Annotated in this window: 20 protein-coding genes; 11 read left to right on the forward strand and 9 right to left on the reverse strand. The window is 69.0% G+C overall.

The window, feature by feature from the left end; translation table 11 throughout:
• The first annotated feature begins 43 nt into the window (after positions 1–43).
• Genes frr through ACZ6ZD_RS35370 form a run of 3 tightly spaced genes read left to right on the forward strand, consistent with a single transcriptional unit; the run spans position 44 to position 2,041 of the window.
• Positions 44–598 carry a ribosome recycling factor gene (gene frr / locus ACZ6ZD_RS35360; RefSeq protein ID WP_465678862.1) on the forward strand — a complete coding sequence of 185 codons (555 nt, stop codon included), beginning with the start codon at positions 44–46 and terminating at the stop codon, positions 596–598.
• Positions 598–1,452, forward strand: coding sequence for a phosphatidate cytidylyltransferase (locus ACZ6ZD_RS35365; protein WP_465678782.1), 855 nt, complete (start codon positions 598–600; stop codon positions 1,450–1,452). The genes frr and ACZ6ZD_RS35365 overlap by 1 nt, the downstream gene beginning before the upstream one ends.
• 4 nt (positions 1,453–1,456) lie before the next feature.
• On the forward strand, positions 1,457–2,041 hold the full coding sequence (locus ACZ6ZD_RS35370; protein WP_465678783.1) for a GNAT family N-acetyltransferase: 585 nt from the start codon (positions 1,457–1,459) through the stop codon (positions 2,039–2,041).
• Here the strand turns inward: ACZ6ZD_RS35370 and ACZ6ZD_RS35375 are convergent.
• Positions 2,031–3,023, reverse strand: a complete 993-nt coding sequence (locus ACZ6ZD_RS35375; RefSeq protein WP_465678784.1) for an MsnO8 family LLM class oxidoreductase — start codon at positions 3,021–3,023, stop codon at positions 2,031–2,033. The genes ACZ6ZD_RS35370 and ACZ6ZD_RS35375 overlap by 11 nt on opposite strands.
• Positions 3,024–3,271: 248 nt before the next feature.
• Between ACZ6ZD_RS35375 and ACZ6ZD_RS35380 the strand changes: the two genes are divergently transcribed.
• The 5 genes from ACZ6ZD_RS35380 to pdxY all read left to right on the forward strand — a co-directional run bounded on the left by ACZ6ZD_RS35380 (position 3,272) and on the right by pdxY (position 6,883).
• Positions 3,272–3,955, forward strand: a complete 684-nt coding sequence (locus tag ACZ6ZD_RS35380; protein WP_465678786.1) for a C39 family peptidase — start codon at positions 3,272–3,274, stop codon at positions 3,953–3,955.
• 61 nt (positions 3,956–4,016) lie between these two features.
• The gene (locus ACZ6ZD_RS35385) at positions 4,017–4,304 is read left to right on the forward strand and encodes an Rdx family protein (protein ID WP_465678787.1); all 288 of its coding nucleotides are present in this window, start codon (positions 4,017–4,019) and stop codon (positions 4,302–4,304) included.
• Between the two features lie 64 nt (positions 4,305–4,368).
• A complete protein-coding gene (gene rlmN / locus ACZ6ZD_RS35390) occupies positions 4,369–5,490 on the forward strand; it encodes a dual-specificity RNA methyltransferase RlmN (protein WP_465678789.1) in 1,122 nt (373 codons plus the stop codon).
• Positions 5,490–6,014: a DivIVA domain-containing protein gene (locus tag ACZ6ZD_RS35395; RefSeq protein WP_465678790.1), complete on the forward strand. Its 525-nt coding sequence runs from the start codon at positions 5,490–5,492 to the stop codon at positions 6,012–6,014. Before rlmN ends, ACZ6ZD_RS35395 begins: the two co-directional genes overlap by 1 nt.
• Before the next feature lie 17 nt (positions 6,015–6,031).
• A complete protein-coding gene (gene pdxY / locus ACZ6ZD_RS35400) occupies positions 6,032–6,883 on the forward strand; it encodes a pyridoxal kinase PdxY (RefSeq protein ID WP_465678792.1) in 852 nt (283 codons plus the stop codon).
• On the opposite strand, the gene ACZ6ZD_RS35405 is transcribed toward pdxY, so the two are convergent.
• Positions 6,876–7,970, reverse strand: coding sequence for an LOG family protein (locus ACZ6ZD_RS35405; RefSeq protein WP_465678793.1), 1,095 nt, complete (start codon positions 7,968–7,970; stop codon positions 6,876–6,878). The genes pdxY and ACZ6ZD_RS35405 overlap by 8 nt on opposite strands.
• A 49-nt stretch (positions 7,971–8,019) precedes the next feature.
• Between ACZ6ZD_RS35405 and ACZ6ZD_RS35410 the strand changes: the two genes are divergently transcribed.
• Positions 8,020–9,309, forward strand: coding sequence for an aspartate aminotransferase family protein (locus ACZ6ZD_RS35410; RefSeq protein WP_465678794.1), 1,290 nt, complete (start codon positions 8,020–8,022; stop codon positions 9,307–9,309).
• A 47-nt stretch (positions 9,310–9,356) separates the two neighbouring features.
• Here ACZ6ZD_RS35410 and ACZ6ZD_RS35415 read toward each other — a convergent pair whose 3' ends face one another.
• From ACZ6ZD_RS35415 to ACZ6ZD_RS35435, 5 genes are all read right to left on the reverse strand, one after another.
• On the reverse strand, positions 9,357–10,220 hold the full coding sequence (locus tag ACZ6ZD_RS35415) for an amino acid ABC transporter permease (protein ID WP_465678796.1): 864 nt from the start codon (positions 10,218–10,220) through the stop codon (positions 9,357–9,359).
• Positions 10,220–10,867, reverse strand: coding sequence for an amino acid ABC transporter permease (locus ACZ6ZD_RS35420; RefSeq protein ID WP_465678797.1), 648 nt, complete (start codon positions 10,865–10,867; stop codon positions 10,220–10,222). The genes ACZ6ZD_RS35415 and ACZ6ZD_RS35420 overlap by 1 nt, the downstream gene beginning before the upstream one ends.
• Positions 10,868–10,931: 64 nt before the next feature.
• Entirely contained in the window at positions 10,932–11,855 is a 924-nt protein-coding gene (locus ACZ6ZD_RS35425) for a glutamate ABC transporter substrate-binding protein (protein ID WP_465678798.1), read from the reverse strand.
• A gap of 50 nt (positions 11,856–11,905) precedes the next feature.
• A complete protein-coding gene (locus ACZ6ZD_RS35430; protein ID WP_465678864.1) occupies positions 11,906–12,634 on the reverse strand; it encodes an amino acid ABC transporter ATP-binding protein in 729 nt (242 codons plus the stop codon).
• Between the two features lie 147 nt (positions 12,635–12,781).
• A complete protein-coding gene (locus ACZ6ZD_RS35435) occupies positions 12,782–14,311 on the reverse strand; it encodes an amidohydrolase family protein (RefSeq protein ID WP_465678799.1) in 1,530 nt (509 codons plus the stop codon).
• A 101-nt stretch (positions 14,312–14,412) separates the two neighbouring features.
• Here ACZ6ZD_RS35435 and miaB point away from each other — a divergent pair, with 101 nt between their 5' ends.
• A complete protein-coding gene (gene miaB, locus ACZ6ZD_RS35440) occupies positions 14,413–15,888 on the forward strand; it encodes a tRNA (N6-isopentenyl adenosine(37)-C2)-methylthiotransferase MiaB (protein WP_465678801.1) in 1,476 nt (491 codons plus the stop codon).
• Positions 15,885–16,556: a phosphotransferase gene (locus ACZ6ZD_RS35445; RefSeq protein WP_465678802.1), complete on the forward strand. Its 672-nt coding sequence runs from the start codon at positions 15,885–15,887 to the stop codon at positions 16,554–16,556. The genes miaB and ACZ6ZD_RS35445 overlap by 4 nt, the downstream gene beginning before the upstream one ends.
• Positions 16,557–16,640: 84 nt before the next feature.
• Here the strand turns inward: ACZ6ZD_RS35445 and ACZ6ZD_RS35450 are convergent, their stop codons facing one another.
• Both ACZ6ZD_RS35450 and ACZ6ZD_RS35455 read right to left on the reverse strand, forming a co-directional pair.
• Positions 16,641–18,443, reverse strand: coding sequence for a LamG-like jellyroll fold domain-containing protein (locus ACZ6ZD_RS35450; RefSeq protein WP_465678803.1), 1,803 nt, complete (start codon positions 18,441–18,443; stop codon positions 16,641–16,643).
• Positions 18,444–18,510: 67 nt separating this feature from the next.
• On the reverse strand, positions 18,511–18,960 hold the full coding sequence (locus tag ACZ6ZD_RS35455; protein WP_465678804.1) for an NUDIX hydrolase: 450 nt from the start codon (positions 18,958–18,960) through the stop codon (positions 18,511–18,513).
• Positions 18,961–18,985 lie beyond the last annotated feature (25 nt).

The raw sequence follows: 18,985 nt of genomic DNA on the forward strand, positions 1-18,985 counted from the left end.
CGGGCTGCGACGACGCGGCCTCCAGGAAGCGAGGAATGTCGTGATCGACGAAGCACTCCGCGAAGCCGAGCAGAAGATGGCGAAGGCCGTGGAGGTCGCCAAGGACGACTTCGCCGCGATCCGGACCGGCCGCGCGCACCCGTCGATGTTCTCCAACATCGTGGCGGACTACTACGGCTCGCCGACCCCGCTGCAGCAGCTGGCCGGTTTCCAGGTCCCGGACCCGCGGACCGTGCTCATCTCGCCGTACGACAAGGGCGCGATGGCCGCGATCGAGAAGGCGATCCGCGACTCCGACCTCGGCGTGAACCCGGGTAACGACGGCGCGGTCATCCGGGTCACGATGCCGCAGCTGACCGAGGACCGCCGCAAGGAGTACATCAAGGTCGCCAAGACCAAGGGCGAGGACGCCAAGATCTCCGTGCGCAGCATCCGCCGGCACGCCAAGGACGCGATCGACAAGTCGGTCAAGGGCGGCGAGGCGGGCGAGGACGAGGGCAAGAGTGCTGAGAAGCGGCTCGATGGGATGACGAAGAAATACGTCGAATCCATCGACGAGCTGCTCAAGCACAAGGAAGCCGAACTGCTCGAGGTGTGATGGGCGTCGAGAGCACGCCCGCGCCGAGCACCGGTCCGAAACCGAGCCGCGCCGGGCGGAACCTGCCGGCCGCGGTCGGCGTCGGGGTCGGTCTCGGCGCGCTGATCGTCGGCTCGCTGTACTGGCAGAAGGTCCTGTTCACGGTCCTGGTGCTGGCCGCCGTGCTGTTCGCCGTGGACGAGATGATCAAGGCGCTCCGGACCGGCGGCGCGGTGATCCCGCGGATCCCGCTGTTCGTCGGCACGACGGCGATGCTGCTGGCCGCCTATTTCGGCGGGCCGATGGCGTTGCTGGTCGCGCTCGCGCTGACCGTGCTGGGCACGCTCTTCTGGCGGATGCCGGGCGGCTCGGTCGGTTTCGTCCGCGATGTCACCGCCGGGGTCTTCCTGATCGGCTACGTCCCGTTGCTGGCCGGGTTCGCGATCCTGCTCGTCCAGCCGGACGCCGACGGCCCGGGCCGGGTGCTGACGTTCTTCCTGGTGGTCGTCGCGAGCGACGTCGGCGGGTACGCGGCCGGCGTCCTGTTCGGCAAGCACCCGATGGCGCCGACGATCAGCCCGAAGAAGTCCTGGGAGGGCTTCGCCGGCTCGACGCTGGCCTGTATCGGCGCCGGGATCGCGTCGGTCGTCCTCCTGCTCGACGGCAACTGGTGGGTCGGCGCGATCGTCGGCGCGGTCGCGGTGGTGACCGCGACGGTCGGTGACCTCGGCGAGTCGATGATCAAGCGCGATCTGGGCATCAAGGACATGTCGAACCTGCTGCCCGGTCACGGCGGCGTCATGGACCGGCTGGACTCGCTGCTCGCGACAGCGCCCGCGATGTGGCTCCTGCTGCATCTGCTCGTGAAGGGGTAATGCCATGACGGTCGCGCCGGATGGGCGTTCGCTGGTGGGCGACGTCGTCCGCCTGGATCCCTTGCAGGACGGCGATTACGACGAGTTGTACGCCGCCATCGCGAACGAGCAGGTCTACGCCGGCGGGTTCAACGGCGGCGTCGTGCCGGCCGGCGTCGACGCGATGCGCGCGGAATGGGCGCCGGCGGTCGCCAAGCGGTTCGCGTACACGGTCCGGATGGTTGCCGACGGCTCCGTCGTCGGGACGTCGAGTCTCGGGGACGTCGACCTGCCCAACGAGCGCCTCCATCTCGGCTGGACGGGGTACGCCCCGGCGGTCTGGGGGACGGCGGTCAACCCGGCGGCGAAGCTGCTGCTGATGCGACACGCTTTCGAGGACTGCGGGTTCGGCCGGCTGAAGATTCAGACCGGGTTGACGAACACGCATTCCCAGGCCGCGATCGCCAAGCTCGGCGCGACCCGGGAGGGCGTGTTGCGCCGGCACATGCGGCTGGCGGACGGCTCGTGGCGGGACACCGTCGTGTTCTCGATCCTGGCCGACGAGTGGCCCGAGGTGCGCAAGCGCCTCGAGGAGCGGATCAACCGCTAGTCAGCTCCGCGAGCGCGGTGTACGACGCGACCAGGTCGCCGCGGTCGAAGGTGTTCGTGGTGATCAGCAACTCGTCGGCGCCGGTCCGCCGGACCAGGCCGCCGAGCGTGGCGTCGACCTCGGCCGGCGTCCCGTAGATCTGGCCGGTCAGTGCACCCTCGAACAGCTCACGCTGCTTCGCTGTCATCTCCAGCGGGGGAGCGGGTTCAAGCGGCGGGAACACGCCTTGAGTGCGTGAGTACGCGCTTGCCCATGCCTCCGGCAACAACAGCTCTCGGGCCTGCTCAGTCGTCGGCGCGACGGCGACAGTCGCCGCCAGAACGACGTACGGACGAGCACCCCACGCTGAGGGCTGGAAGTCGGCTCGGTAGCTCTCCACCAGCTGCAGCAGCTCTGCCTCGCCCTTCACACCGGCGATCACCAGCGGCAACCCGAAGGACGCCGCCACCGCAGCGCCGGAGCCGATCGCCAGAACGAACGCTGGGACTCGCAACCCCTCCCCGGGCCTGGCGTGCACCTCTGGATGCGTCTGCTGCGTTCCGTCCAAGTAGCCGAGCAGCTCCCGAAGCTGGACGGCAAAGTCCGCCGCGGCGTCCTTCTCGACGCCAAGCGCCCGCCGGATCCCGTTCGTGAAGCCGACGGACCGGCCGAGGCCCATGTCGATCCGGCCCGGGTACAGCGACTCCAGGACGCCGAACTGCTCGGCCACGACCAGCGGCTGATGGTTCGGCAGCATGACGCCGCCGGTGCCAACCCGAATGTGCTCTGTCCGGGCTGCGACGGCCGCTGCGAGCACCGTCGGCGCGGAACCGACCACTCCGGGCACGCTGTGGTGTTCAGACACCCAGAAACGCTTGTAGCCGAGCTTCTCGACCTGCTGCGCCAAGTCGACGGTCGCACGCAGTGTTTCGGCTTCTGTTTCGCCGGTCCGCGTCCGCGACCGGTCCAGCACCGACAACGGAACACCTGCCAACGCGCCCATGCCTGATCCAACGGCCCTTGGGAACGACGCATTCCCAGCACGCTTCGAGTCAGATCGAAACGTCAGAAATTTTCTCCGGGGTCTGTCCGGCGTCCTCGAAACGCTTCTGACCTGCGAGAACACCGCACTGTCACTATTTCACGGTGACCTTGCTTAAGTCAGGTAGGGGTTTACATATCGGCTCGATAGGAATGCACTCGGTGATGGAACGGCCGCCCCGGGCCGCTCCGCAGGCTGAGGGAGTTGCCATGAGACACACCCCGCCGAAACTCAGGGCCGCCCTGTGTGGTCTGACTCTGGTTGCCGCATCGGCCTTGCCGATGGCGTCCACCCCCGCTATCGCGCAGCCGGTCGCTGCCGTCTCGGCCGAGGCGGCAGCGACGGCCAAGCCCGTCCCCGCGCTGGGTTTCTCGACCCAAACGCTGAAAACCTTGAACATCCAGTTCCAGTACCAGTCGACCGGCTATTGGTGCGGCCCGGCGGCGACGCGGATCGCGCTGTCGGCCAAGACCTCCAACCTGCCCAGCCAGCAGCAGCTGGCCTACGAGCTGCCCACCGACGAAGAGGGCACCGACCACATCAGTCAGGTCACCCGCGTCCTGAACGCCCGGCTCAACACCGGCTACTACGAGACCAAGTCGATGCCGAACGACCCGCCGACCCAGTCGCAGCGTGATCTGCTCTGGCACGACATCACCTACGACATCGACCGCGGCTGGGCGCTCGTCGCCAATATCGTTGCCCCGGCCAACAACCACCCGCCGGGCTACCCGAACTACACGATCTGGCACTACTTCACCGTGATCGGCTACGACAGCAGCGACCAGACCGTGCTGATCGCCGACCCGGCCGGCTTCGCGGACACACCGACCTACTGGCTGACCTTCAACCAGCTCGCCACGCTGATCCCACCGAAGGGCTACTCGGCCTGACGATCGGCCGGCGCGGTGAGACGGGGCACCGCGCCGGCGAATCGACCGAGATACTGGGGGCGTGAGTACAACACCGCGGTTGGAGATCGTCTACTGCACGCAGTGCCGGTGGTTGATGCGGGCGGCGTGGACGGCTCAGGAGCTGCTGACGACCTTCCCGAAGGAGCTGGGGGAGGTGGCGCTGGTGCCGTCGACGGGCGGGATCTTCGACATCTCGCTGGACGGCGAGCTGCTGTGGTCGCGGAAGGCGGAGGGCGGATTCATCGAGCTGCCGCTGCTGAAACAGCTGGTGCGGGACCGGATCGCCCCGGACCGCCAGCTCGGGCACTCCGATCGCAAGGCGGAGTGATCCTGCGCACGTCGTGGATGTGAATTTGTGAATGACTGTGGCCGCGGGCGACAATGGGACAGCTATGACTACCTCCCTGCCTCTCGTTTTCGATGAGCCGCGCCGTGCCAAGAAGCCGCCGCGGCATCTGGCCGACCTGTCCGGGGAGGAACGCCGTACGGCGGTCGCCGCGCTGGGCGAGCCCGCGTTCCGGGCCAAGCAGCTGTCGAACCACTACTTCGGCCGGCTGACGTCCGACCCGGCCGAGATGACCGACCTCCCGGCCGCCACGCGCGACAAGCTGGTCGCGGAGCTGATGCCGCCGCTGCTGACCCGCGTGCGGAACCTGGAGTGCGACAACGGCCAGACCCGCAAGACGCTCTGGAAGCTGCTGGACGGCTCGCTCGTCGAGTCCGTCCTGATGCGCTACCCGGGCCGCGCCACGATGTGCGTCTCGTCGCAGGCCGGCTGTGGGATGGCCTGCCCGTTCTGCGCGACCGGCCAGGCCGGTCTGACCCGCAACATGACGACGGCCGAGATCGTGGAGCAGGTCGTGGACGGCGCTCGCGCGCTGGCTCGCGGTGAGGTCGCGGGCGGGCCGGGGCGGGTGAGCAACATCGTCTTCATGGGTATGGGCGAGCCGATGGCCAACTACAAGGCCGTCATCGGCGCCGTCCGCCGGTTCACCGACCCGTCGCCGGAGGGCCTGGGCATCTCGGCCCGCGGCGTCACCGTCTCGACCGTCGGCCTGGTGCCGCGGATCAACCAGCTCGCCGACGAGGGCATCCCGGTGACGCTGGCCCTGTCGCTGCACGCGCCGGACGACGAGCTGCGCGACGAGCTGGTGCCGATCAACAACCGGTGGAAGGTCGACGAGGTCCTCGACGCCGCCTGGGGATACGCCGAGAAGACCAAGCGCCGGGTCTCGATCGAGTACGCGATGATCCGCGACATCAACGACCACGCCTGGCGGGCCGACCTGCTCGCCGAGAAGCTGCGCGCCCGCGGCGACTGGGGCTGGGTGCACGTGAACCTGATCCCGCTGAACCCGACCCCCGGCTCCAAGTGGACGGCGTCCGACCCCGCCGACGAGCGCGAGTTCGTCCGGCGCCTGCAGGCCGGCGGCATCTCCACCACCGTCCGGGACACCCGCGGTCAGGAGATCGACGGCGCCTGCGGCCAGCTCGCCGCAGCGAACAAGGTCTGATGTCCGGGCTCTTCTCCCGCGTCCGCTGGCGCGAGGGTTACGAGATCGCCGAGGTGGACGCGCTGATCGACCGCCTGAACGCGACCATCGAAGGCCGCCCCGTCGACCGCCCGGTCACTGCCGCCGACCTCCGCAACGCCAGCTTCACCCCGGTCCGCTTCCGTGAGGGCTACGACGTCATGGAGGTCGACGCCTTCCTCGAAGCCGCCGCCGAACGCATGACCGGCGCCAACCCCAGCCGGCCCAGCCCGCCTGCCCCGCCCGCGAGCCCCCGCACCCCGGCGCACCGCCTCGACTCCCCGCGCTTCACCCCCGTGAAGTTCAACGAGGGCTACGACATGGCCGAGGTCGACGCCTTCGTCGAGCGCGTCCTCGCCACCGTCAACGGCCACCCCGTCGACAAGCCGGTCACCGCCCGCGAACTCCGCAACATCCAGTTCACCCCCGTCCGCTTCCGCGAGGGCTACGACATCATGGAGGTCGACCTCTTCCTCGAAGAGGCCGAGAATCGCCTCACCAGCTGAGGTGCGATGATCGAGGGGTGAAGATCCTCTCCATCCAGTCCGCGGTCGCTTATGGGCATGTGGGCAACTCGGCCGCTGTTTTTCCGCTCCAGCGTATTGGGGTGGAGGTGCTGCCGGTTTATACGGTGAACTTCTCGAACCACACCGGGTACGGCGCGTGGCGGGGCCCGTTGATCAGTCCGGACGACGTGCGCGAAGTGATCACCGGGATCGAGGATCGGGGCGTGTTCCCGAAGATCGATGTCGTGCTGTCGGGGTATCAGGGCGGCGAGGGGATCGCCGATGTGATCCTCGAGACGGTCGCGAAGGTGAAGGCGGCGAACCCGGACGCCGTGTACTCGTGTGACCCGGTGATGGGGAACGCGAAGTCGGGGTGCTTCGTGGCGCCGGCGATCCCGGTGCTGCTGCGCGACCGGGTGGTGCCCGCGGCCGACATCATCACGCCGAACCAGTTCGAGCTCGGCTTCCTCACCAACACCGAGCCGGACACCCTGGAGTCGACGCTGGCGTCAGTGGAGCTCGTCCGCGCCACCGGCCCGCGCACGGTGCTCGTCACGAGCGTCGAGCGTCCGGACCGGGAGGAGGGGACGATCGAGATGCTGGCTGTTGACGACAGTGGCGCCTGGCTCGTCCAGACGCCGTACATCCCGATGAAGGCCAACGGCTCCGGCGATGTGACTGCTGCGCTGTTCACTGCGCACTACCGGCGGACGGGCGACCTGGAAGATGCTCTCGCCCGCACGACCTCCAGCGTCTTCGACCTGCTCACCCGTACCCACGAGTCCGGTGAGCGCGAGCTGCAACTCATCGAGTCCCAGGAGGCGTACGCCGAGCCCCGGATGCAGTTCAAGGCTCAGCGCGTCAGCTGACCAGGTCGGCCGCCTCGTCGATGCTGTCGACGAGGCGGACGGACGACGCCATGGCGCGGTCCGCGGCCAGAGCCTGGAGCAGTGGCCAGACCGGGAGGTCGACGGTCCAGTGCTTGATGCCGACCAGGATGAGCGGGATCTGGGTGGCTGCGTCGCCGTAGTAGTTCGGTGTGACGGCCTGGAAGACCTCTTGGACAGTGCCGGCCGCGCCCGGGAGGTAGATGATGCCGCCGCGAGCCTGCGAGAGCAGGACATCCTCGCGCTGCGCGTTCGAGAAGTACTTCGCGATGGACGACGCGAACACGTTCGGCGGCTCGTGGCCGTAGAACCAGGTCGGAATCGACACACCGCCGTCTCCGGGGAACTGATGCCGGATGTCGAGCCCTGCCGAGGCCCACGAGGCGATAGAGGGTCGGAACGACGGTACGGCGGCCAGGGCGGTGACAGCACGGTCCACAGCGCTGTCGTCGTACGTCGACAGCGACGAACCTAGGTTGGCCGCCTCCATCGCGCCAGGACCGCCGCCAGTGACCACTGTGAGCCCAGCACGCGCCAGACGGCGTCCGAGCAGGACAGCTGACCGGTACGTCGTACTCCCGCGTGCCATCCCGTGGCCGCCCATCACACCGACCCAGGCGCCGGACGACGGCAGCTCGTGCAGCGCGTCCGCGATGGCGTGGTCGTGGAGTGCGGAGGCCAGCGTGCGGCTGGTGTCGCCGCGCTCGTCGTGCTGGCGCGACCAGGCGTAGATCCGGGCGTCCGGAGTGGCCTCGTAGCCGTGGTCGAGGCCGGCGTACAGCTCCTCGGCGTCGTACAGCGTGCCGCGGTAGGAGTCGAAGGGCAGCTCAGGGATGGCTGGGAAGACCAGCCCGCCGCCGTCGCGGACCCAGCGGTCGGCCTTCTCCTCCAGCAGACAGCCCAGGAACAGCGCGCCGAGCGGGTTGAGCCCGAGCAACTCGGCGGTCCGGCCGGTCAGGTCGACCGATTGCACCCGCCAGCCCGCCATCGCGGTCGCGCCCGCGGCCACGACGCGGTCGAAATGCTCCAGGGACTCGACGTCCACATGCGGGATGCTCGGCAGGGTCACGGGCAGCACCCTACTGTCGGACGGCGGCCAGATGAGGTATTGCTAAGACATGACACATGCGGAGCTCTGGGAGCGTCACAAGGCCGTCATGCCGGACTGGCTCGCGTTGTACTACGAAGAGCCGATCGAGATCGTGCGAGGCTCCGGCCGGCGGGTCACCGACGGTGAGGGCAACAGCTATCTCGACTTCTTCGCCGGCATCCTGACCAACGCGATCGGGTACGACGTCGCGGAGATCTCCGAGGCGGTCCGGGAGCAGCTGAGCAGCGGGATCGCGCACACCTCGACGGTGTACCTGATCCGCAAGCAGATCGAGCTGGCCGAGCAGATCGCCAAGCTGTCCGGGATCGAGAACGCGAAGGTCTTCTTCGCCAACTCCGGCACCGAGGCGAACGAGGCCGCCCTGCTGCTGGCCACGCAGAACCGGCGTAGCAACCAGGTCCTCGCGATGCGCAACTCCTACCACGGCCGCGCGTTCGGCACGGTCGCCATCACCGGCAACCGCGGCTGGTCCGCGAGCAGCCTGTCCCCGGTCAACGTCCAGTACGTCCAGGGCGCGTACCGCTACCGCAGCCCGTTCCGCGACCTGCCGGACGCCGACTACATCAAGGTCTGCGTCGACGACCTGCGCAACGTCATCGAGACCACGACCTCCGGTGACGTCGCCTGCATGATCGCCGAGCCGATCCAGGGCGTCGGCGGGTTCGCCTCGCCACCCGACGGCCTGTACGGCGCGTTCAAAGAGGTTCTGGACGAGTACGGCATCCTGTTCATCTCCGACGAGGTGCAGACCGGCTGGGGCCGCACCGGCGACCACTTCTGGGGGATCCAGGCGCATGACGTCGTCCCGGACGCGATGACGTTCGCGAAGGGTCTCGGCAACGGGTTCGCGATCGGCGGCCTGGTCGCGCGGCCCGACCTGATGGACAGCCTGAGCGCGAACTCGCTGTCCACCTTCGGCGGCAACCCGATCTCGACCAGCGCCGCCAAGGCGACCATCGACTACCTGCTCGACAACGACCTGCAGGCGAACGCCGCCAAGCGCGGCGCCCAGCTGGCCGACGGGCTGCGCGGGATCGCCGAGGAGTTCCCCGAGCTCGGCGACGTCCGCGGCAAGGGCCTGATGCTCGCGACCGAGATCATCAAACCCGGTGACAACAGCCCCGACCCGGCCGCCACCGCCAAACTGCAGCAGGAGACCAAGAACCGCGGTCTCCTGATCGGCAAGGGCGGCCTCTACGGCAACGTCCTGCGGATGGCCCCGCCGATGACGCTGACCGAGGAGGAGACCGCCGAGGCCCTCGAGATCCTCCGAGACTCCTTCAACACCCTGCGCTGACAAGCCGAAGGCCCCCTCCCGAACGGAAGGGGGCCTTCGTCAGTAGATCAGGCTGCCGACGAGGCGCCTGGGTCGAGCTCGACCGGCGGCGGAGCGCCGGTGACCTTACGACGGCGCCGCGAGCGGCCCTCGAGGTAGCGGGCCAGCACCGACAGCAGCGAGCACAGACCGATGTAGATGATCGCGATGACGATGTACGTCGGGATGTAGGGGAAGCCGTACTGCAGCCGGCCGCCCATCTGCTTGCCGACGTAGAGCAGCTCGGGGTAGGTGATGATGAAGCCGAGCGCGGTGTCCTTCAGCAGGACCACCAGCTGCGACACGATGGCCGGCAGCATCGCGCTGATCGCCTGCGGCAGCAGGACCAGCCGGACGACCTGGTTCTTCCGCAGGCCGGTCGCGTACGCCGCCTCCCGCTGGCCCTTCGGCACCGCGGCGATCCCGGCCCGGAAGACCTCGGCCAGCACGGAGCCGTTGTAGAGCATCAGACCGAGGACGACCGCCCAGAACGGCGACAGGCCGAGCTGGAACTGCAGGCTGCCGTAGTAGAAGAAGAACATCAGGATCAGCAGCGGGATCGCCCGGAACAGCTCGACGACGAACGTCGCGGGCACCCGGACCCACTTGTGGTCGCTGATCCGGCCGGCCGCGAAGATCGCGCCGAACGGAATCGCCAGCAGGGTGGCCAGACCGGCCGCCTTCAGCGTGGCGAGCAGGCCGTCGAGCAGCTGCTGCTGGATCGCGGCGTACTGGAACTGCACCCAGCGCCGGCCCTCGAACTGGCCGGTCGCGTTCAGCCGGTAGATGACCCAGGCGAGCGCGCCGAGCAGCAGCAGGACCACGACCACGTTGCTGAGCCGGTTCCGGGCCCGGGCCTTCGGGCCGGGGACGTCGTACAACACCGCGCTCATCAGGCCACCGCCGTCCGTCGCTCGGCCCACCGCTGCAGGAGGACCAGGGGAGTGATCAGGATCAGGAAGCCGATGGTGATCCAGAGCAGCGTGAGCATCTGGTTCTCACCGCGCTCGGCCATCGACGCCGGGATGGCGCCGGCCTCGAGGACGGAGAAACCGGCCGCGATCGTCGTGTTCTTCAGCAACGCGATCAGCACACTCGTCAGCGGCGGCACGATCGCGCGGAACGCCTGCGGCAGCACCACGATCCCGAGGACCTGGGTGAACGACATGCCGATCGCCCGGGCGGCCTCGGACTGGCCGGGGGAGATCGTGTTGATCCCGGAGCGGACCACCTCGCAGATGAACGCGGAGGTGTAGACGGTCAGCGCGACCACCGCGGACCAGAAGAACGACGGGAGCTGGATGTTCATCTTCGGCGCCCCGAACACCAGGAACGCGAAGACCAGCGTCAACGGGGTGTTCCGCAGGGTGTTGACGTACCCCGTGCCGACGGAACGCAGGGCGGGCACCGGGGAGACCCGGAACGCGGCCAGCAGGGTGCCGAGCAGCAGACTGAGTACGCCGGCGACCAGGAACAACCGGATCGTCGTCCAGAAACCTACGCCGAACAGATCCCAGTTGTCGGTGAGAACCGAGAGCATCGCGACCTTCCTCGTACAGAGCCCGGCCGCGGCGCCGGTGAGGACGCCGCGGCCGGGGAGTGGATCAGTACTTCTCGAGCGGCGGCGGGGTGCCCGGCGAACCGGACTTGCCCAGCGTCTCGTCGTAGATGGCCTTCCAGGTGCCGTCGGTGGCCGACTTCTCCAGGATGGTGTTCACCTGGTCGCGGATGGCCTTGTCGGCCAGCGGGACGCCGATGCCGTACTTCTCGGTGCTGAACGGCTTGCCGACCACGCGGAGCTGGTCGGGCGCGGTGGCCGCGTAGCCCTTGAGGATCGCGTCGTCGGTGGTGACGGCGTCGGTCTTGTTGTCCAGCAGCTGCGAGACGCACTCGGAGTAGGTCTTGAACTCCGAGATGTTGCTGGCCTCGGTGAGCTGCTCGTCCTTGACCCGCTGGATCGGGGTCGAGCCGGTCGCGGAGCAGACCTTCTTACCCTTCAGGGCCTCCTTGCCGGCGTCCAGCGAGGTGTCGTCCTTGCGGACCAGCAGGTCCTGGCCGGCGACGAAGTACGGGCCCGCGAAGCCGACCAGCGCCTTGCGCTTGTCGGTGATCGAGTAGGTGCCGACGTAGTAGTCGATCTCACCGCCGGCGATCGCGGTCTCGCGGTTCGCGGACGGGATCTCCTTGTACTCGATCTTGTCCGGGTCCAGGCCCAGGCCGGCCGAGACCATCCGGGCGACCTCGATGTCGAAACCGCAGCGCTTGCCGGAGGCGTCCTTGTAGCCGAGGTTCGGCTGGTCGGCCTTGACGCCGACGACCAGGTTGCCGCGGGTCTTGGCCTTGGTGAAGGTCGGGCTGCCGGCCACGTTCGCGTCGGTCGCGGTGGTGAACTTGTGCAGGTCGCCGCAGGAGTCGGACGCGGTGTTGCCGCCGCCCCCTCCGGCCGCGGGCTCCTCCTTGCCGCACGCGACGGCGGTCAGCGCGAGCGCTGCCACGCCAACGGCGGCGGTGAGGTGACGCATTCTCATTGTCAGGTCCCCTTTGTTGATGTGTTTGCTGGTACGGCCGCGGGCGGAGGTCAGTGCTTGAGGATCTTGCCCAGGAAGTCCTGGGCCCGCCGGGAGGTCGGGCTGGTGAAGAAGGTCTCCGGGTCGGCCTGCTCGACGATCTCGCCGTCGGCCATGAAGACCACCCGGTTGGCCGCACTGCGGGCGAAGCCCATCTCGTGCGTGACCACGACCATCGTCATCTGCTGCTTGGCGAGGTCGATCATCACCTCGAGGACCTCCTGGATCATCTCCGGGTCGAGCGCCGAGGTGGGCTCGTCGAAGAGGATCACCTTGGGGTCCATCGCCAGCGCGCGGGCGATCGCGACGCGCTGCTGCTGGCCGCCGGACAGCTGCGCCGGGTACTTCGACGCCTGGCTGGCCACCCCCACCCGCTCCAGCAGCTCCATGGCCCGCTTCTCGGCCTGCTTCGGGTCGGTCTTGCGGACCTTCAGCGGGCCGAGCGTGACGTTCTGCAGGATCGTCTTGTGCGCGAACAGGTTGAACGACTGGAACACCATGCCGACGTCGGCGCGCAGCTTGGCCAGGGACTTGCCCTCGCTCGGCAGCGGCTGGCCGTCCAGCTCGATGGTGCCCGAGTCGATCGTCTCGAGCCGGTTGATCGCGCGGCAGAGCGTCGACTTGCCGGACCCGGACGGGCCGATCACCACGACGACCTCGCCCTTGGCGATGGACAGGTTGATGTCCTTCAGGACGTGCAGCTCGCCGAAATGTTTGTTGACGCCGGTCAGTGCCACCAGACCGGTCTGCGTCAAGGTGCCGGAATCGCTCATGGCCCAGAACCTAGCGGAGGCCGGGGTGCGGTCGCATCGCCGGTCGGTTCCGTGGTGGTAACGATCTGCAATGAACCGGTGCGTATCGTGATGCCGCCATCACGCTGCGCAGGATCATGCGCGGGAGTGTCCGGAAGCTGCCGAACCGCAGCAGCCGCCTGCAGGAAGTGCTAGCGCCGTCGCCGGCTGCTTGACGGCGGCCTCGACGTCCGCCAGCATCTTCGCCCGCTCGGCGGGTCCGAGCAGCCGCCCGCGGGTGACGACGGAGTGAATCCTGCGGGTGTTGCGGATGTCGGTCAGCGGGTCGGCGTCCAGGACGACGAGGTCCGCGAGCCGGCCCGGCTCGACGGTGCCGAGTTCGGCGGCGAGCCCGAGGAACCGGGCCGGTTCGAGGGTGGCGGCGGACAGCGCCAGATGCGGCGTGGCGCCGGCGGCGACGAGGTGCTCGAGCTCCTCGTGCAAGGCGAATCCGGGGACCGAGTACGGCGTACCGGTGTCGGTGCCGGCCAGGATCGGGACGCCGTGCGCGAACAGCTGCCCGACGAAGTACTTGCGCCAGGCCCACATCTTCCGCTGCCGCGCGACCTCTTCGGCCGGCCGGTTCGCCGCGTACAGATTGGCCAGCACCCATTCGTAGGTGCCGATCGACTCCGCGCTCAAATACTTGGCGAGCGTGGGATCGAGCCGAGTGTGGTCGGGCTGGTCGAGGACGTTGTGCATGGTCAGCGTCGGCGTCACGCGGGTGTTGTTGCGGCGCAGCGTGCCGAAGACGTCGGCGGCCCGGGCTCGGCTGAAGGTGTTCGCGGCGATCCACTCGATCGGATGCATTTGCCGGAACCACGCGTTGTAGTCCCCGGTCTCGAGCTTGATCGCGCGGAGCATCCGGCGGACGTCGTCCGATCGGGTCGAGACCGAGAGGCCGAGGGAGTGGATGTGCTCGATGCTGCGCTGGCCCGCGGTGCTGACCTCCTTCGTCGTCAGCTCGTCGGGCCCGTGGCCGTGCACGGTCAGCCCGAGCCTGCGCGCCTCGTCGATGATCGCGGCGTACGCCGTCTTGTTCAGGCGGGAGTACACCTTCACGAAGTCCGCGCCCTCGGCCTTGACCCGGCGGACGGCGGCGCGCGCCTCGGCCGGCGTGTCGACGACGATCGCCTGCATCAGGTTCGGGTCCCACAGGGTCGGGTCACCGTCGATGATCTGGCTGGCCACGACCATCCGCGGTCCGAGTAGCGTGCCCGCGGCGATCCGGTCGCGCCAGTCGTAGAGCATCGGGTCGACCGCGGCCATCTCGCGGATCGTGGTGACGCCGTTGGCCAGGTAGAGCGGCGGCGAGACGCGTTCGTCGCCGACGCTGTGGACGTGCATGTCGGCCAGCCCCGGGACGACGTACTTCCCGGTCGCGTCGAGCACGGTCGCGCCGCGCGGCACGGTGAGGCGGCCGACGCCGACGATCCGCTCCCCGTCCAGCAGAACGGTTTGGTGCGGACGGCGGCGTCCGGTCCGGACGTCGATCACGGTGCCGCCGACCAGCGCGGTCAGGCCGCGGGGCCGGGCGAACGCGGGGGCCGTGGTGAGGGAACCGCCGGCGAGCACGGCGGCGCCGGCGGCGGTCTGGGCGAGGAACTGACGGCGAGAACTGTTCATGCCCCTCACTATTATCTCCGCGCGACCGCCGCGCAGGGGTGGCTGCCCGCCGGTCCCAGGTAGGGATTTGTCTACTCCTGCACGTACGCTTGGTGGCTGTTATGCGTACTTACGAGGTCCGCACCTACGGGTGCCAGATGAACGTCCACGACTCCGAGCGGCTGCGCGGCCTGCTGGAGGACGCCGGGTACGTGCGCGCGCCCGCGGGCGACCAGGCCGACGTGGTCGTGTTCAACACGTGCGCCGTCCGGGAGAACGCCGACAACAAGCTGTACGGCAACCTCGGGCACCTGGCGCCGGTGAAGGCGAAGAAGCCGGGGATGCAGATCGCCGTCGGCGGCTGTCTGGCGCAGAAGGACAAGGCGACCATCACCAAGAAGGCGCCCTGGGTCGACGTCGTGTTCGGCACCCACAACATCGGCGCGCTGCCGGTGCTGCTGGAGCGGGCCCGGATCGCCGAGGAGTCCCAGGTCGAGATCCTGGAGTCGCTCGACGTCTTCCCGTCGACGCTGCCGACCCGCCGCGAGTCGGCGTACTCGGCCTGGGTGTCGGTGAGCGTCGGCTGCAACAACACCTGCACGTTCTGCATCGTGCCCGCGCTGCGCGGCCGCGAGAAGGACCGCCGTCCGGGCGACGTCCTGGCCGAGGTCGAGGCCCTGGTCGCCGAGGGCGTGCTCGAGGTGACCCTGCTCGGGCAGAACGTGAACTCCTACGGCGTCGAGTTCGGCGACCGGTACGCGTTCTCGAAGCTGCTCCGCGCCTGCGGCCAGATCGACGGCCTGGAGCGGGTCCGCTTCACCTCGCCGCACCCGCGCGACTTCACCGCCGACGTGATCGAGGCGATGGCCGAAACGCCGAATGTGATGCCCTCGCTGCACATGCCGCTGCAGTCCGGCTCCGACCAGGTGCTGAAGGCGATGCGGCGCTCGTACCGGCGGGACCGCTACCTCAAGATCATCGAGGACGTCCGCGCCGCGATGCCGGAGGCGGCGATCACGACCGACATCATCGTCGGCTTCCCGGGGGAGACCGAGGAGGACTTCCAGGGCACGCTGGACGTCGTCCGCCAGGCGCGGTTCGCCGGGGCGTTCACCTTCCAGTACTCCAAGCGCCCGGGGACGCCGGCCGAGGTGATGGAGGACCAGATCCCGCGGGCAGTCGTCCAGGAGCGGTACGAGCGGCTCGTCGCCCTGCAGGACGACCTGGCCTGGGCCGAGAACAAGCAGGTCGTCGGCCGGTCCGTCGAGGTCCTCGTCGCCGAGGGCGAAGGCCGTAAGGACGCCGCCACCCAGCGGCTCTCCGGCCGCGCTCGCGACAACCGGCTGGTGCACTTCACGCTTCCCGAGGGCGTCCAGGTCCCGCGCCCCGGCGACCTCGCGACCGTCGAGGTCACCTACGCCGCGCCCCACCACCTTGTCGCGGACGTCTTCGGCTCGGTCCGCCGTACGCGCGCCGGCGACGCCTGGGAGCGCGCCCAGGAGACCCCCGCCACGACCGGCCCCGGCGTCATGCTCGGCATGCCGACGCTCGGCGCCAAGCCGCTCGAGCCGGCCACCGGCGGCTGCTCCATCGCATGAGCCTGCTCCCGCCCGACGCCGAACCCTTCGCCGCCGGGCGGGACGCCGATGTCTACGCTCTGGACGACGACTGGGTCGTCCGCCGCTACCGCGACGGGCATCCGGTCCGCGACGAGGCCGACTTCATGCGGCACGTCGCGAACCACGGTTATCCGGTTCCCGCCGTCCGCTCGATCGAGGGTGCCGACATGGTCCTCGAACGGCTGACCGGCCCGACCCTCGCCGAGGCGGCCATCGCCGGTCAGGTCACCGCGACCCGGCTCGGTGAGATCCATGCCGACCTGCATCGTCGCCTGCACGCGATCCCCGCACCCAGCGGCACGCCCGGGCTCACCGTCGTCCACGGCGATCTGCATCCGTTCAACGTGATCGCCGCGCCGACCGGCCCGGTCGTCATCGACTGGCGCAACGCGGAGGAGGGGCCGGCCGAGTTCGACGTCGCGATGACCGCCGTCATCCTCGCCCAGGTCGCGCTCGACCCGGCCTGGTCCCACCTCTCGCCGCTCCTGCGCGAGGCCCTGACCGCCTACCTCGCCCACTCGATCGACCCCACCCCGGGCCTCGCCGCGGCATTGGATGCCCGCAGCAACAACATCACGCTCTCAGCCGCCGAGAAGGCTCTCCTGCCTGCCCAGGAGGCACTCATCCGCGAGCAGCTCCGTCGCTGACGACATGAGGTACTCGTCGCCGGCGTGAACTTGCAGCGCTCGCCGCGCCTGGCGGTCGGCCGCCGCGAGTACTACCTCATGTCGTTAGCGTCGCGCATTGAGGAAATCAGTCGGCTTCAGCGCGCGACTCACGATGCGGACCTCGCCGATGTGGCCGGCGAAACCCTGGTCGACCGTGTTGGCGTAGTGGCCGGCGCCGATCAGCCAGGGGCGGCCCGCAGTGGCGAGGCCGCTGGAGCGGGTCGCCGGGTTGCGGAGCAGTTCGGCGGAGTCGACGTAGACGGTGCTGTGGCGGCCGTCGTTGACGACGGCGAGGTGGAACCAGCGGCCGGCGACCTGTTCGTGGCCCCAGTTGGTGAAGGTGGTGTTGCGGTCGACCGGGTAGACGGCCCACTGGACCTGCCGACCGCCGGAGAAGCCGAGCTTCACGACCGGCTCGTCCGGGTCGTCGCCGGTCTTCCCGGCGTCCCGCCCGGTGCCGAGCCGGCTGATCAGACCCTCCCAGGAGTGGTCCTGCCCGTCGTCGGCCAGCTTCACGAACGCCTCGATCGTGTACCCGCCGCGGAACGTCTGCGCATTCAGCGGCGCGTGGTCTGCCGTCTTCAGGTAGCCGCCGCGCGCCGGGTTCTTCCCACCCGGGAACAGCCAGCTCGCGTGCCCGGGCTGCTCCGGGTGGAACTCGGCCGAGGCTGACGGCTTGTCCCCGGCCAGCTGCACGCGGGTCAGGTGATTGCCCTGCCCGGAGTGGTCGACGACCTGGTCGGTCACCGCGCCGTCGAACCGCCAGTACGCCGCCGTCCCCGGGATCACCAGCTGCCGGGCCGGTCGCGCCGGGCGGACCGCCACCGGCGCGAACTTCGCGAACCGCTGCTCGAAATCGATCGAGACGCTGAAGCGGTTGACGTCGTCGGTCAGCTCGATCTCGCCCTGGGCGAGCTCGTTGCGCTCACCTGGCTTCTGGCCAAGGATCCACGGCGCGATCGTCTCGACGTCGATGGTGTTCCGGGCCAGATCGAAGTGGTAGAGCCGGACCATGCCCGAGCCGCCGTAGTACCGGTCCTGGTAGTTGGCCAGATGCAGGTGGACGTCGTTCCCGGCCGCGTTCTGCTTGGTCAGCCGCCCGGACGGCCAGAAGTGACCGTTCAGGGTGAGGAAGATCTGGTCGTTGTCCTTGACCAGCTGATCCCAGACCCGGTTCCCGTGCCCGCTCAGCTCCGCGACGCCGTTGTCGGCGTACACCAGCTCGTGCGTGGTCAGGATGACCGGCAGCTTCGGGTGCGCCGCGATGACCGCGCGCGCCCAGGCGAAGCTCGCGTCCGACGGCCGCCAGTCCATCGCGAGCAGCAGCCACTGCCGCCCGGCCGCGCGGAACACGTGGTACGAGTTGTAGCCGTTCGGCGTCGAGCCGCCGTACGTCGTCATCCGCCGGAACCGCTGTGGGCCGAACGTGCGCAGGTACGCCGAATCGCCGCGGGTGTCGTCCTTGGAGCCGTCGATGTCGTGGTTGCCGGCGAGGACCGAGTACGGCATGCGGGCCCGGTCGAGGACCTTGAACACCGGGTCGGCCTGCGCGAACTCCGCCGGCAGCGCGTTCTCGACGACGTCGCCGAGGTGCGCGACGAAGACCGGGTTCTCCGCGGCCCGCTGCTCGACCAGGTACTCGAACGTCGCCGTCAACGGCGCCGCGTCACCGCGGTCCTGATCGAACTGGTACTGCGTGTCCGGTACGACGGCCACCGTGAACCGCGGGTGCTCCGTGTCGACCCGCCCGGACGACGTGGTCGCCTGCGCTGCCGTCACACCGGCCGTGGACACGCCCGCCGCCACCACAGCCCCCGCGCCCGCCTGCAGAACCCGCCGCCGGGTCGTCCCGTCGTACTGCTCCATCGCCGCCTCCATCGTTCGCTGACACCGCAGCGAACATTAGAACGCACCCGACGAAGCCCCGGTGAACTCAGGCGAAACCCTGGACCATCACCACCGGAAGCTCACCATCGAGCCCGGCCAGCACCCGCGCCTCGTGTGTCACCAGCGGCTCCGGCAACTTGTCCAGCGCGAACCACTCCAATCCGTCCGACTTCTCCGGCTCCATCAACCGCGGCTCACCACTCCACCGGGACGCCGTGAAGAAGAAGTCCACCCGCTCGTCGATCGGATCGCCATTGGCCTGCGTGCGGTGGAACACCGTCAACGGCCGCAGATCCGCCGGCGCGATCTCCACCCCCACCTCTTCCCGAACCTCCCGAACCGCCGCCTCCAGCACCGACTCGCCCCGCTCCACATGCCCCGCCGGCACCGCCCAATGCCCGTCCATGTAGCCGGTATTGGCCCTCAGCAACAACAACACCTCGTCCCCACGCCGCAACACCACATAAGCCGCCGGCACCACCGAAAACCGTCCCATCCCCCGACCCTAACCAAGCTAGGTT

The organism is Kribbella sp. NPDC104218 (assembly GCF_055584105.1).

Bases quoted from the DNA above. Each gene is read 5' to 3' on its own strand.
- ACZ6ZD_RS35435 (WP_465678799.1), bottom strand. From the start codon at position 14,311: ATGAACAGTTCTCGCCGTCAGTTCCTCGCCCAGACCGCCGCCGGCGCC.
- ACZ6ZD_RS35425 (WP_465678798.1), bottom strand. From the start codon at position 11,855: ATGAGAATGCGTCACCTCACCGCCGCCGTTGGCGTGGCAGCGCTCGCG.
- ACZ6ZD_RS35445 (WP_465678802.1), top strand. From the start codon at position 15,885: ATGAGCCTGCTCCCGCCCGACGCCGAACCCTTCGCCGCCGGGCGGGAC.
- ACZ6ZD_RS35370 (WP_465678783.1), top strand. From the start codon at position 1,457: ATGACGGTCGCGCCGGATGGGCGTTCGCTGGTGGGCGACGTCGTCCGC.
- ACZ6ZD_RS35415 (WP_465678796.1), bottom strand. From the start codon at position 10,220: ATGAGCGCGGTGTTGTACGACGTCCCCGGCCCGAAGGCCCGGGCCCGG.
- ACZ6ZD_RS35420 (WP_465678797.1), bottom strand. From the start codon at position 10,867: ATGCTCTCGGTTCTCACCGACAACTGGGATCTGTTCGGCGTAGGTTTC.
- rlmN (WP_465678789.1), top strand. From the start codon at position 4,369: ATGACTACCTCCCTGCCTCTCGTTTTCGATGAGCCGCGCCGTGCCAAG.
- ACZ6ZD_RS35450 (WP_465678803.1), bottom strand. From the start codon at position 18,443: ATGGAGCAGTACGACGGGACGACCCGGCGGCGGGTTCTGCAGGCGGGC.
- ACZ6ZD_RS35395 (WP_465678790.1), top strand. From the start codon at position 5,490: ATGTCCGGGCTCTTCTCCCGCGTCCGCTGGCGCGAGGGTTACGAGATC.
- miaB (WP_465678801.1), top strand. From the start codon at position 14,413: ATGCGTACTTACGAGGTCCGCACCTACGGGTGCCAGATGAACGTCCAC.
- ACZ6ZD_RS35455 (WP_465678804.1), bottom strand. From the start codon at position 18,960: ATGGGACGGTTTTCGGTGGTGCCGGCGGCTTATGTGGTGTTGCGGCGT.
- ACZ6ZD_RS35410 (WP_465678794.1), top strand. From the start codon at position 8,020: ATGACACATGCGGAGCTCTGGGAGCGTCACAAGGCCGTCATGCCGGAC.
- ACZ6ZD_RS35375 (WP_465678784.1), bottom strand. From the start codon at position 3,023: ATGGGCGCGTTGGCAGGTGTTCCGTTGTCGGTGCTGGACCGGTCGCGG.
- ACZ6ZD_RS35380 (WP_465678786.1), top strand. From the start codon at position 3,272: ATGAGACACACCCCGCCGAAACTCAGGGCCGCCCTGTGTGGTCTGACT.
- ACZ6ZD_RS35365 (WP_465678782.1), top strand. From the start codon at position 598: ATGGGCGTCGAGAGCACGCCCGCGCCGAGCACCGGTCCGAAACCGAGC.